The sequence below is a fragment of the Bradyrhizobium sp. 26S5 genome, from assembly GCF_036923295.1.
Classification (GTDB): domain Bacteria; phylum Pseudomonadota; class Alphaproteobacteria; order Rhizobiales; family Xanthobacteraceae; genus Bradyrhizobium; species Bradyrhizobium septentrionale.
On sequence record NZ_CP145948.1, the window covers coordinates 9,076,775 to 9,088,976 of the forward strand.

A 12,202-nucleotide genomic window follows, 5' to 3' on the forward strand; every position below is an offset into this window, starting at 1 on the left:
CCCATGAGTCTGGGCAGTCTAGCAGACCGGACAATCCATCACAAAACCGCACAAACCCGCCTCGGCCGCCGGCGGGCCGCGCCGGACCGCGGCCAATCATTGCCGATCATTCTGCTCGCGCCAAAACCGCCGTTCTCCATGATCGCGAGGCAGCGAAAGCCTCGCTCGGGAGTGACGAAAATGACGATTTACGATGCATGTGAGAGCAGCCCGCAGATCCGCCTGTCGCGCCGGATGCGCATTGTGCTGTTCTTTCTGGTGGAAGGTGTGGCCGCGCTGGTGATCGGCTTTGCGGCGCTGTTGGTGAGTTTCGATCCGGTGTGGTCGGCCGAGCTGCCGCAACAGGCGGTGCTGCGGCCGGGCGATGCACGATCCGGCTCGCTGCTGTTCAAGACCGACGACGGCTATGCCGATGCAACCAGGCTCGGCATCGATGTCGACCTCACGGTGTCGGGCCCGACCGTCCGCGCCCGCGTCACCCAGATCTTCCGCAACCCGACCAAGGACTGGGTGGAAGCGACCTATGTCTATCCGCTGCCGGCGGGCGGCGCGGTGGACACGCTGAAGATGGTGGTCGGCGACCGCATCGTGGTCGGCGACATCAAGGAGCGGCAGCAGGCCCGCGCGATCTACGAGCAGGCCAAACAGAATGGCCAGAAGGCCGCGCTCACCGAGCAGGAGCGGCCGAATATCTTCACCAATTCGGTCGCCAATATCGGCCCCGGCGAAACCGTGCTGGTGCAGATCGAATATCAGGAGCCGGTGCAGCAGAACGGCAACGAATTCTCGCTGCGGGTGCCGATGGTGGTCGGCCCGCGCTACAATCCGCGTCCGGTGGTGCAGAGCGTCGACCTCCGCGCCGACGGCAGCGGCTGGGGCGCCACCACCGATCCCGTGCCGGACCGCGATCGCATCGCGCGCGAGGTGCTCGATCCCGCCGAGAACGCGCCGGTCAATCCGACCAACATCACCGTGCACCTCAACGCCGGCTTCCCGCTCGGCGACGTCAAGAGCCACTTCCATCAGGTCAAGATCGAGAACCCCGACAGCACATCGCGCATCGTCAAGCTCGCCGAAGGCCCGGTGCCGGCTGACCGCGATTTCGAACTGACCTGGAAGCCGGCCGCCGAGAAAGCGCCGTCGGTCGGGCTGTTCCGCGAGCATGTCGGCAATTCCGACTATCTGCTGGCCTTCGTCACCCCGCCCTCGGTCGAGCAGGCGCAACAAAAGCAGCTGCCCCGCGAAGTGATCTTCGTGATCGACAATTCCGGCTCGATGGGCGGCACCTCGATGATCCAAGCCAAGGCCAGCCTGCTGTATGCGCTCGGCCGCCTGCAGCCGAGCGACCGCTTCAACGTGATCCGCTTCGACGACACGATGGACGTGCTGTTTCCTGCGCCGGTCGCCGCCAACAGCGCCAATATCGGCAACGCGACGTCGTTCGTCAGCGCGCTGCAGGCTCGCGGCGGCACCGAGATGGTGCCGGCGATGCGCGCCGCGCTATCCGACACCAACCATGACGACGCCAACCATGTCCGCCAGGTCGTGTTCCTGACCGACGGCGCCATCGGCAACGAGCAGCAATTGTTCGAGACCATCAGCGCGCTGCGCGGCCGCTCGCGGGTGTTCATGGTCGGCATCGGCTCGGCGCCGAACACCTATCTGATGACGCGCGCCGCCGAACTCGGCCGCGGCACCTTCACCCATATCGGCTCGGTCGAGCAGGTCGACGAGCGCATGCGCGACCTGTTCGCCAAGCTGGAGAATCCCGCGGTGACCAACCTCGCCGCGAAATTCTCCGACGCGACCGCCGACCTGACGCCGTCGGCGCTGCCCGACGTCTATCGCGACGAGCCGCTGGTGCTGGCCGCGAAGCTCGACAAGCTCGCCGGCTCGGTCGAGATCAAGGGCCGCATCGGCGACCGTCCGTGGAGCGTGACGCTGCCGCTCGCCGGCGCCGCCGAAGGCAAGGGCCTGTCAAAACTGTGGGCGCGCCGCAAGATTGCGGATGCCGAGGTCGCGCGCACCACGCGCCAGGAGAGCCCGGAGGATGCCGACAGGACCATCCTTGCACTGGCGCTGGAGCATCAGCTTGTCACCCGGCTGACCAGCCTCGTTGCGGTCGACAAGACGCCGAGCCGTCCCGAAGGCGAGCCGCTAAAGCTCTCCGAGCTGCCGCTCAACCTGCCTGCCGGTTGGGATTTCGCAAAGGTGTTCGGCGAGCGCCCGCGCCTGCCGGCTGCACCGACCGAACGCCGCGCCGAAGCACGCGACGGCAAGGTGCAGCTCGCTGTGCTGAAGCGGTCACCGGTCGCGACGCAAGGTCCCGGCACGATCCAGTTGCCGAAGACTGCAACCGATGCAGAGCTGAAGATGATCGCGGGTTTGATCCTGCTCACGGTCAGCCTTCTGCTTCTGGTGTTCAACCGGCGTCAGACGTCGCCCCAATGACGTCGGATGAAAGGAGAAGGTGCCCCCCGGACCTCCTCCTTCAAGAGCGCGCGCGGCCTTCCACCCGTCCCCCAAGGGCCGCGCGCGCCAATTTTTTCGAGTGTCATTCCGGGATGGCCCGAAGGACCAGACCCGGAATCTCGAGATTCCGGGTTCGCTTCGCGCCACGGAATGACGGAAGGCTCAACAATGCGCCGCTTCCTTCTCCCGCTCGCCTTCGCCCTCATCGGCCTGATCCTGTTCGGCCAGGGCGCCTATATCCACGCCAAGGCGCTGCTCGCGCAGGTGCTGCTGGAGCGCGCCTTCGCACAGAGCATCGCGACCGGCCATCAGGTGAAGCCGTGGAGCTGGGCCGATACCTGGCCGGTGGCCCGGATCGAGGTGAAGCGCCTGCACGCTTCCGCGATCGCGCTCGCCGGCAGCAGCGGCCAGGCGCTGGCGTTCGGTCCCGGCCATGTCGAACGGACCGTCGATGCCGGCGAGCCGGGCGTTGCGGTCTATTCCGCGCATCGCGACACCCATTTCCGCTTTCTGAGGGATGTCGCAATCGGCGACGAGATCGACGTGACGCGGAGCGACGGCAAGATTTTTCGCTATCGGGCCGACCGCAGCGCGGTGGTCCGCTTCGACCAATCCGGCATCGATCCGCTCACCGACCGCCATGAGCTGGTGCTGTCGACCTGCTGGCCGTTCGACGCGCTGACATCGGGCCCCGAGCGCTATCTGTTGCATGCGACCATGATTGGACCGGATTCGAGCCCGCTCGAATCGGGTTCCTGACAAGCATGAATTTTGCGTGTGCCGGGATATCGCGTGCGACGCCCTGACTTGCGTCAGCGTGAGTTGCTACCCCCTTCCATCAGCCATAAAAACAATGAAAATCGCGGACCTCGCGGTGATCGACCGTGGGCCAAAGGAAACAAGCAGAACAAGGATAAGGGCAGGCTCCATGGAAGCTCTCGCAAGCGCCGCATCTCATACCTCCCACAAATGGGCGCCGCCCGCTGACGCCAGCGACATCGTCAAGAGCATCCACGCGATGCTGCATCCGCGCAACATCGTACTGGTCGGCGCCACCGACAAGCCCGGCAACTACGCCGAGCGGATCTGGAACAATCTGATCAAATACGGATATGCCGGCGGCCTGTTTCCGATCAACGCCAAGCGCGAAACGATCTGGGGCGTCACCTGCTACAAGGATTTTTCCAGCCTTCCCGAAAAGCCCGATCATGTGCTGGTGCTGGTGCCGGCCCGCTTTGCCGTGCAGGTGATCCGCGACGCGGCCGCCGCCGGCGCGCGCTCGGCGACCATCGTCACCTCCGGCTTCAGCGAGCTGCAGGATGAGGAGAGCCAGCGGCTCGCGGTCGAGCTGAAACAGGCGATCAAGGAGACCGGGCTTGCCGTCACCGGCCCGAACTGCCTCGGCAACCTCAGCGCCGGCGAGAACCTGTTCACCAATATCGACGACCGCATCGTCACCATGGAGCAGGGCGCGGTGGCGATCGCCGGCCAATCCGGCGCGATCGTGATGGCGATCCGCCAGGCGCTGGAGGATCGCGGTGTCGGTGTCGGCTACATGGTCACGACCGGCAACGAATCCGGGCTCGAGACGCCGGACCTCATGAGCTATTTCGCCGCCGATCCGAGCATCCGCATCATCGTGGTCTATCTCGAAGGCGTCAGGAACACCAAAGTGTTCCGCGACGCCTGCAAGGCGGCACGCGCCGCCGGCAAGCCGGTGATCGCGCTCAAGCTCGGCGCCTCCGAAGGCGGCCGCGCCGCCGCGATGGCGCACACCGGCGCGCTCGCCGGCTCGATCGAGACATTCGATGCGATCTCGACCCGCGAGGGCGTGATCCGCGTGCGCGGGCTGGATGAACTGATCGAGACCACCGAGTGCTTCGTCCACGCCGATCCGCCGAAGGGAAACCGCCTCGCGGCGGTGTCGCTGTCGGGCGGCAAGCGCGGCCTGCTGATCGACGCGTTCTATTCGGCCGGGCTGAATTTTGCGCCGCTGAGTGAGAGCGCATCGGGGCAGCTGGCCAAGATGCTCGGGCCCGGCAGCATCGTCGGCAACCCGCTCGACGCCGGCTTCGCCGCGGTGGTCGATCCCTCCGTCTACATGAAGTCGATCGAGATCATGATCGACGACCCCGATACCGACATCGTCATCATCGATGCCGAGCTGCCGAAGGCGCCGCATGAGCTGCGCGAACGCAATCTGCGCATCGTCAACGAGATGGCGGGCCACGCCAACAAGCCGGTGATCTATATCAGCGCGATGTCGATCGGCTTCACCGAATTCACCAAGGGACTGCGCAAGTCGCTGCCCGATATCGCGGTGATGCAGGGCCTCGACCGCGCGGTCGGCGCGATCAAGTCGTTGATCGAATATGCCGGTCTGCGCAAGGCGGTGCCCGACATCGCGTCGAGCTCGAAGCCGTCCGCGCGCGCGGTGCTGGAGAAGACGCTGAAGGCGGCCAACGGCGCCGCCGCGCTCGACGAGGTTGCCTCGAAGAAGCTGCTCAAGGCCTATGGCATTCCGATCTCCAAGGAAGAGGTCGCGCAGACCGCAGCCGAAGCGGTGAAGATCGCCAAGTCGATCGGCTTTCCGGTGGTCGCCAAGGTGGTCAGCCCCGACATCCTGCACAAGTCCGACATCGGCGGCGTGGTGCTGAACCTCGCCAATGCGGCCGAGGTGAAGAAGGCGTTCAACGACATCACCGCGCGGGTGAAGAAGCTGAAGGGCAAGCCGAAGCTCGAGGGCATCCTGATCGCGCAGCAGGTCAAGGCCGACCTCGAGCTCGTGGTCGGCGCCTCGCTCGACGCCGAGATGGGTCCCGTGGTGCTGTTCGGCACCGGCGGCGTCGATATCGAGCTGATGAAGGACGTAGCCCTGGCCGGCGCGCCGCTCGATGCCGCCGAGGCGAAGGAGCTGATCGCGAAGACGAAGGCCGGCGTCAAGCTGAAGGGCTATCGCGGCAAGCCCGCGCTGCACGAGCCGTCGGCGGTGAAGGCGCTGGTCGGGCTCTCCAACCTGATGGCGGATGCCAACGGCCGCATCGCCTCGATCGACGTCAATCCGTTCCTGATCAACAGCAAGCTCGGCGTCGCCGTCGACGGCCTGATCGTGCTGAACAACGCCGCCGCCAACAAGGCGGCGGGGCATTAAGCGAAGTTGGGCTCGTCAACTCTCTCGGCCCGTCATCCTGAGGTGCGAGCCTTGCGGCGCACTTGCGCCGCTTGGCGAGCCTCGAAGGATGAATCGGCCACAGTGGGGCCGTGCATCCTTCGAGGCGCGCAAGAGCGCGCACCTCAGGATGACGGGACTGGAGCCGCGCTAAAAGCTCGCGCCCCATTGCCGCGCGGTCTGCATCATCCAGTCGCGGTAGAGCGTCAGCGGCGTGACGCCGGTAATGCCGCCGCAGCCAGCGGTGCCGTTCGGCCCGGTCGACCAGCTCACCACGCCGACGATTGCAGGCCCGCCTGGCTTGTCCTCGAACACCGGCGCACCGGAATCGCCGGTGCATGCGCCGAGCCCGTCGCGCGCGCCCTGCCCGACCGGATCGACGAGACGGATCTGCAGCGTGCCGGGCTTGCCGCTTGCGATCAGGCCGGCGACACGAATGCTGCCGCCGCTCTTGCCGTCGCCGCGCACGCTGACGCCGACGCCCGCGATGGTGAAACGGCCGCCGACCTGGATCGGAATGTTGGGCATGCCGAGCGTGGCCGGCGCCTTGCCTGCAGCAGGCGCTGCGAGTTGCAGCAGCGCGACATCGGCGGTCGCGACATGATTGGTCATCGCTTGCATCCGAAAGGCTGGATGGATCGCGACTGTCTTGACGTCCTGCAGCTTCGGCTGCCGGTCCGGCCCATACTCGACGATCTTGTAGTCGGCGCCGGGCTGCACGCAATGCGCCGCGGTCAGCACCACTTTCGGCGCGATCAGCGCACCGGTGCAGAAATTGCCGCGCGAGCCGACGATCGTGACCACGGCGCGCGCCACGCCGTCGGTCGACGGCGCGCCGCCACCGACGATGGCGAACGCGGGAGCCGACACCAGCGACACGAGAACCGTGAGGATCAAGCGATATGTCTTCATCGGCGAAGCAATAGCCCGCTCCGCGCTGGCCGCCAAGCACTGGATCAAGCACCGGATCAGGCTGGTCCCGGCCGCCGATCCGTGTTAGCCGCTGCTCAAGCAACGCGTCATTGGGCAGGAAAGTATGATCGAGGCAGTGATCTGGGATTTCGGCGGCGTCTTGACCACCTCGCCGTTCGAGGCATTCGCGCGCTATGAGACCGAGCGCGGCCTGCCGATCGACATCATCCGCCGCACCAACGCCGCCAACCATCTCGAGAACGCCTGGGCCAAGTTCGAGCGCGCCGAGATCGATATCGACGCCTTCGACGATCTGTTCGCCACGGAATCGAAAGCACTCGGCGCCGAGGTGCGCGGCAAGGACGTGCTGCCGCTGCTCTCGGGCGACCTGCGCCCCGAGATGGTCGAGGCACTGAAGCGCGTCAAGGCGAAGTTCAAGACCGGCTGCATCACCAACAATCTGCCGGCGAATGCGATCGGCAGCCGCAGCGGGCGCTCGCTCTACGTCGCCGAGGTGATGGCGCTGTTCGATCACATCATCGAGTCCGCCAAGATCGGCTTGCGCAAGCCCGACCCGCGCATTTACCAGATGATGGTGGAAACGCTGCAGGTGAACCCGAAGAACTGCGTCTATCTCGACGATCTCGGCGTCAACCTGAAGCCGGCGCGCGAGATGGGCATGACCACGATCAAGGTCGTGAATTCAGCGCAAGCAATCGCCGAGCTCGAAGCCGCGACCGGCCTCACGCTGAGGTGAAGCGGTTTCCCCCTATTCACTTCGCAATCAGGCGACAGCTTCTAATCCTCGGCCTCCCCACGGGTCACGGCACGATCAATCGCACCGTGATCCCTTCCTTGTCCGGGCTACGCTTCTGCGTATTGCGCTCGGCGGAAATATCCCGGGAACCATGCGCTAACCCCATGCCATTACGAGCCAAACGAGCCTTGTGCTTTGCCCGCAACAGGCGCAAAACAGGTCCGAGTTCAAGGCAAATTCGGAGCTGATCCTCGTGGCTGACACCAGGCCCACCGCCTCGATCGAGGCCGTGGAAAGCGGCCTCGCCGCGCAAGGCTATATTGCGAGCCGGCAGATCGCGACCGCGGTCTATCTGTCGCAGCAGATCGAGAAGCCGATCCTGGTCGAAGGCCCCGCCGGCGTCGGCAAGACCGAGCTGGCGAAGGCGATTGCCGCGTGGCGCGGCCTGAAGATGATCCGCCTGCAATGCTATGAAGGCCTCGACGAGGCCAAGGCGCTGTATGAGTGGAAATACGCCAAGCAGCTGCTCTACACCCAGATCCTGAAGGACAAGCTCGGCGAGGTGCTTGGCGGCGCGCAGACGCTGGCTGCCGCGCTCGACCAGCTGCACACGTTCGGCGACGTGTTCTTCTCCAAGGAGTTCGTCGAGCCGCGGCCGCTGTTGCAGGCGCTGGAGCAGCCGGCCGGCTGCGTGCTGCTGATCGACGAGATCGACAAGTCGGACGCCGAATTCGAATCGCTGCTCCTGGAAATCCTCTCGGACTTCCAGGTCACGATCCCCGAGCTCGGCACGGTTTCGGCGGTGGCGCCGCCGACCGTGATCCTGACCTCGAACAGCGAGCGCGACCTCGGCGACGCCTTGAAGCGGCGCTGCCTGCATCTGCATATCGGTTTCCCCGAGCAGAAGCTGGAAGAGCGCATCGTCGAGAGCCGAGTGCCCGGCATCTCGCAGACGCTGCGCAAGCAGATGGTCGGCTTCATCCACGAGATCCGCACGCTGGACCTGAAGAAGCTGCCCTCGGTCAGCGAGGCGATCGACTGGGCGCGTGTGCTGGTGCTGCTGCAGGCGAGCGAGCTCGACCATGAGATCGTCAAGGACACGCTCAACGTGCTGCTGAAATACGAGGCCGATATCGAGGCCGCGACGCCGCAGATATCGTCCTTCATCGCCAAGGCGTCGCGCCAGGGCGTGTTCAGCTAGACCAAGATGCGCGAGAACCTGCATCGCTTCTTTCGTGCGGCGCGGGGAGCCGGGGTCCGGGTCTCGCCCGCCGAAAGCATCGATGCGATGCGCGCGGTTGCCCAGGTCGGCTTTGCCGACCGCGACATCCTGCGCGACACGTTCCTGCTGACGCTTGCCAAGACGCAGGACGAGAAGCGCGCGCTCGGCGACTGCTTTGACCTGTTCTTCAGCCAGCCCGAGCCGCAGCAGGAGAGCACTGAGCAGAGCAAGACGGACGACAACAGCGAGCAGGGCAGCAATCCGTCCGCCGATGAGCATGGCGACACGGCCGGCGGTGCCGCCAACGAGAATGTCGGGCCGCTGGCGCAGATGCTGCTGTCGCAGGACCGCTCCGCGATATCGACGGCGATCGCCAATGCCTCCGGCGCGGCCTCGCTGCCCGACATCCGCTACTTCACCCAGCGCGGTATCTTCCAGACCCGCATCCTGGATGCGATGGGCATCCAGCGCCTGCGCGACGATATCGACGACCTGACCACGCGCAATCCGGGGCTCGCTGAGCGGCTGCAGGAGGCGCTCAACGGCCTGCGCGGCACCGTGCGCGACACCGTCTCGCAAGCCCTGCTGCTCTACGGCCGTGAAGAGGCGGAGAACCTGCGCAACGAGATCCTGCGCAACGCGCCGCTGGCACGGATCGAGCCGCGTCAGGTCGAGCAGATGCGCGCGCTGATCCGCCGGATCGCGCGCCGGCTGCGCGAGCGTTACTCCAAGCCGCGCAAACGTCAGCGCCGCGGCCATCTCGACGTCCGCCGCACGCTGCGGCGGAACGCGGCCTGGGGCGGCGTGCCGTTCCTCACCGCATGGAAGCGCAAGCATCGCGACCGGCCGAAGATCGTGGCGCTGTGCGACGTCTCGGGCTCGGTCGCGCGGGTCTCGGACTTCTTCCTGCTCCTGATCCACAGCCTGCACGAGGTCGTCGACGACGTCCGTTCATTTGCCTTCTCGGGCCATCTGATGGAGCTCAGCGACATCCTGGAATCGAAATCGCCGGAAGAGGCGATGAAGGAGATCATGGCCAAGGTCGGCTTTGGCTCGTCCGACTACGGCAATTCCTTTGCCGATTTCGAGGACAATTGGATGAGCGCGATCACGCCGCAGACCACGGTAATCGTGCTCGGCGACGCCCGCAGCAACAATCTCGATCCGCGCGCCGACATCCTGCGCCGCATCGGTGAGCGCTCCAAGCGGCTGGTGTGGCTCAACCCCGAGGGCCGCATGGTCTGGGGCTTTGGCGATTCCGAGATGCCGCGCTACGCGACGTTCTGCACCGTGGTGCGCCAATGCGCGACTGCGCAGCAGCTCGAGCGCGCCGTCTCCGACATCGTGGCGACGTATCAATAGGCCGCTGGCGGCCTAAAGCATGACCCGGAAAAGTGCGAAGCGGTTTTCCGGGAAGATCATGCTTGTCGCGCTTTAGAGCGTTTTCGAGCGAAGTGGACACCGGTTCGCGTGAAGAAAACGCGTCAAAACAAAAGGCTAGAGCTTCGGTTCTGATTCAATCAGAACCGAAATGCTCTAGAGACGAAGCGCGTCGCCGTGGAACAGCCACCCGGCGAATGCAATCAGCGTCAGCGCGACCGACGCCGAGATACTGACAAGCTTGATCGTCGTGATCGCCTTCAGGATCGAGGCCGATCGCGCTGCTCCATGCGGATCGCCGCGCAGCAACAGCCAGCCCAGCAGGAAATCCTCGATCAGGTCGCTCAGCAGATAGACCGCCGGGACCACGAGGCCGAGCCACGCCGCCGGCGGGTAGGACAGGTTGAGCCAGTACGATGACGCCGCCCCCATCGCGCCGGCCAGCGCCAGCATGACGGCGAGATCGAGCGGGAACAGGATCGGGAAGACATACTTCATCCGGAGATCGGACTGGACCAGCTCGCCGAGCTGGTCGCCGCTGTAGCTCAACGTCTTCTCGGGAAAGCGGCTGCGGAATCTGTTGGCAAAGACGCGATCGGAATAGCTGCCGACCCACCAGAACAGTCCGAACGCAATCACCACCAGACCCGCGAGAATGACCGTCACGAGAGCTTGATGGCTCATGCCGATCCGCTTCTGTCCATGGTGAGGACGCTGCGCAAAGCCGCAGGCAAGACGATCGCGCGCACCGGTGAAATCCCCGAAAGGGAGAAAATATCGACGCAATACTGTAATGATCAGCAGGCAGATTCCCACCTTTTCCAAAGTGTTGCAATTGAATTCTGCGGATCGTCCTCAAGCGCCAGTATGCAGCTGATGCCAATGGCGGCCAGAGGATTCGGGTTGCGCGGCGGCCGCGTTCACGCCGGGTACACAGAACCGTATTCTATTGGAGATTGAATCTTGCCCGCGTTCTGCCGTACATTGAGGCCGCGGATTTTCACGGCGACCGCGGGGGCAACGGATGCCGAAGGATATTGTGATTTGTTGCGACGGCACCGGCAACGAGATCGGCGCCAATATTTCCAATGCGCTGAAGCTGTTTCGCGTCACCGACAAGAACGAGCGCGAGCGGGTCTATTACCATCCCGGCCTCGGCACGATCGGCCTGCAAAACACCTGGGGCCGCTTCAAGCAGCAGGTGCGCGGCCTGTTCGGGCTGGCCTTCGGCGCCGGTCTCGACAAGGACACGCTCGGCGCCTACCAGTTCCTGTGCCGGACGTGGGAGCCAGGCGACCGGGTCTGGATGTTCGGCTTCAGCCGCGGCGCCTACACCGTGCGCGTGCTGGCTGCCTTCGTCCATGTGATGGGCCTCCTGCCGGTCGACCAGCTCGACATTGCCGACTACGCGTTCAACACCTACAAGAAAGCCAGCTCCGACGCCCAGAAGCCGGACGGAACGTTCGACGAAGCCCCGCTGAAGGAGGCCTGGCACTTCAGCCAGATCGCCGGCGGCCGCAACATCGATATCGAGTTCGTCGGGGTCTGGGACACCGTGGCCTCGATCATCGTGCCGCGGCAGGACAACTTCCTGTTCGATCTGCAGACGCTGCTGTTCACCCGCACCAATTCGAGCGTCAAGCGCTTCCGCCAGGCGATCTCGATCGACGAGCGCAGGCGCATGTTCCGCCTCAACCGCTGGATCGAGCCGCAGAAATTCCGCTCCGATCCGTTCGACCCGTCGACCGCGATTGAGCAGGACATCCGACAGGTCTGGTTCGCCGGCGTGCATTCCGACGTCGGCGGCGGCTATCCGGAGGACCAGAGCGGGCCGTCGAAATTTCCGCTGATCTGGATGCTCGAACAGGTCAAGGCCGCCGGGCTGACTATGGACCAGGCGCTGATCGATCATCTCGCCTGGGGGATGCCGCTGCCGCCGCGCACGCATGTCTACGTGCCGCCAAGCGCGACGGCCCCATTGCACAATTCACTGACGGGCGCCTGGGAAATCCTGGAATGGATTCCGAAGAGCGACAAATGGAAGGAATGGCCCGCGCGCAAATCCTTCCTCGGCTTCTATCTGCCGATGGGCGAGCCGCGGCTGATTCCGGACAACTCCACCATCCATGCTTCGGTGCTGGAGCGGATGGAGAAGGATCCGACCTACCGGCCGATCAACCTGCCGACCACCTACAAGGTCGAGCCGATGACGCCGCCACCGGCCCCACCTGCTCCGACGGTGTGACGTCGCTGCACGTCGATCGACTGCGCCCGATCCGCTTGCGGCTGT

10 protein-coding genes are annotated in these 12,202 nt (G+C 65.0%); 8 read left to right on the forward strand and 2 right to left on the reverse strand.

The genetic code is table 11. From position 1 onward, the window contains the following. Nucleotides 1-234: 234 nt before the first annotated feature. The 3 genes from V5279_RS42865 to V5279_RS42875 all read left to right on the forward strand — a co-directional run bounded on the left by V5279_RS42865 (nucleotide 235) and on the right by V5279_RS42875 (nucleotide 5,623). Nucleotides 235-2,451, forward strand: coding sequence for a marine proteobacterial sortase target protein (locus tag V5279_RS42865; protein ID WP_414645978.1), 2,217 nt, complete (start codon nucleotides 235-237; stop codon nucleotides 2,449-2,451). Between the two features lie 189 nt (nucleotides 2,452-2,640). Continuing rightward, a complete protein-coding gene (locus tag V5279_RS42870; protein ID WP_338693045.1) occupies nucleotides 2,641-3,231 on the forward strand; it encodes a class GN sortase in 591 nt (196 codons plus the stop codon). Nucleotides 3,232-3,400: 169 nt separating this feature from the next. Continuing rightward, nucleotides 3,401-5,623, forward strand: coding sequence for an acetate--CoA ligase family protein (locus tag V5279_RS42875; RefSeq protein WP_338693047.1), 2,223 nt, complete (start codon nucleotides 3,401-3,403; stop codon nucleotides 5,621-5,623). A 168-nt stretch (nucleotides 5,624-5,791) separates the two neighbouring features. Here the strand turns inward: V5279_RS42875 and V5279_RS42880 are convergent, their stop codons facing one another. Beyond that, entirely contained in the window at nucleotides 5,792-6,553 is a 762-nt protein-coding gene (locus V5279_RS42880; protein WP_338693049.1) for a S1 family peptidase, read from the reverse strand. A 124-nt stretch (nucleotides 6,554-6,677) separates the two neighbouring features. Between V5279_RS42880 and V5279_RS42885 the strand changes: the two genes are divergently transcribed. The 3 genes from V5279_RS42885 (at nucleotide 6,678) to V5279_RS42895 (ending at nucleotide 9,894) form a co-directional block, all read left to right on the forward strand. Then, nucleotides 6,678-7,310: an HAD-IA family hydrolase gene (locus V5279_RS42885; protein WP_338693051.1), complete on the forward strand. Its 633-nt coding sequence runs from the start codon at nucleotides 6,678-6,680 to the stop codon at nucleotides 7,308-7,310. Nucleotides 7,311-7,563: 253 nt separating this feature from the next. Further along, nucleotides 7,564-8,511, forward strand: coding sequence for an AAA family ATPase (locus V5279_RS42890; RefSeq protein ID WP_166213419.1), 948 nt, complete (start codon nucleotides 7,564-7,566; stop codon nucleotides 8,509-8,511). Nucleotides 8,512-8,517: 6 nt separating this feature from the next. Next, nucleotides 8,518-9,894, forward strand: coding sequence for a VWA domain-containing protein (locus V5279_RS42895; protein WP_338693054.1), 1,377 nt, complete (start codon nucleotides 8,518-8,520; stop codon nucleotides 9,892-9,894). Nucleotides 9,895-10,068: 174 nt separating this feature from the next. Here V5279_RS42895 and V5279_RS42900 read toward each other — a convergent pair whose 3' ends face one another. Continuing rightward, on the reverse strand, nucleotides 10,069-10,596 hold the full coding sequence (locus V5279_RS42900) for a hypothetical protein (protein ID WP_175619403.1): 528 nt from the start codon (nucleotides 10,594-10,596) through the stop codon (nucleotides 10,069-10,071). Here V5279_RS42900 and V5279_RS42905 point away from each other — a divergent pair. Then, on the forward strand, nucleotides 10,588-10,872 hold the full coding sequence (locus V5279_RS42905; protein ID WP_338693057.1) for a hypothetical protein: 285 nt from the start codon (nucleotides 10,588-10,590) through the stop codon (nucleotides 10,870-10,872). The two genes, V5279_RS42900 and V5279_RS42905, sit on opposite strands and share 9 nt — an antisense overlap. Before the next feature lie 64 nt (nucleotides 10,873-10,936). Further along, nucleotides 10,937-12,157 (forward strand): DUF2235 domain-containing protein, encoded by a 1,221-nt coding sequence (locus V5279_RS42910; protein ID WP_338693059.1) that lies wholly within the window; start codon nucleotides 10,937-10,939, stop codon nucleotides 12,155-12,157. Nucleotides 12,158-12,202: the final 45 nt, after the last annotated feature.

Bases quoted from the DNA above. Each gene is read 5' to 3' on its own strand.
- V5279_RS42875 (WP_338693047.1), top strand. From the start codon at position 3,401: ATGGAAGCTCTCGCAAGCGCCGCATCTCATACCTCCCACAAATGGGCG.
- V5279_RS42900 (WP_175619403.1), bottom strand. From the start codon at position 10,596: ATGAGCCATCAAGCTCTCGTGACGGTCATTCTCGCGGGTCTGGTGGTG.
- V5279_RS42865 (WP_414645978.1), top strand. From the start codon at position 235: ATGCGCATTGTGCTGTTCTTTCTGGTGGAAGGTGTGGCCGCGCTGGTG.
- V5279_RS42880 (WP_338693049.1), bottom strand. From the start codon at position 6,553: ATGAAGACATATCGCTTGATCCTCACGGTTCTCGTGTCGCTGGTGTCG.
- V5279_RS42885 (WP_338693051.1), top strand. From the start codon at position 6,678: ATGATCGAGGCAGTGATCTGGGATTTCGGCGGCGTCTTGACCACCTCG.
- V5279_RS42895 (WP_338693054.1), top strand. From the start codon at position 8,518: ATGCGCGAGAACCTGCATCGCTTCTTTCGTGCGGCGCGGGGAGCCGGG.
- V5279_RS42870 (WP_338693045.1), top strand. From the start codon at position 2,641: ATGCGCCGCTTCCTTCTCCCGCTCGCCTTCGCCCTCATCGGCCTGATC.
- V5279_RS42905 (WP_338693057.1), top strand. From the start codon at position 10,588: ATGGCTCATGCCGATCCGCTTCTGTCCATGGTGAGGACGCTGCGCAAA.
- V5279_RS42910 (WP_338693059.1), top strand. From the start codon at position 10,937: ATGCCGAAGGATATTGTGATTTGTTGCGACGGCACCGGCAACGAGATC.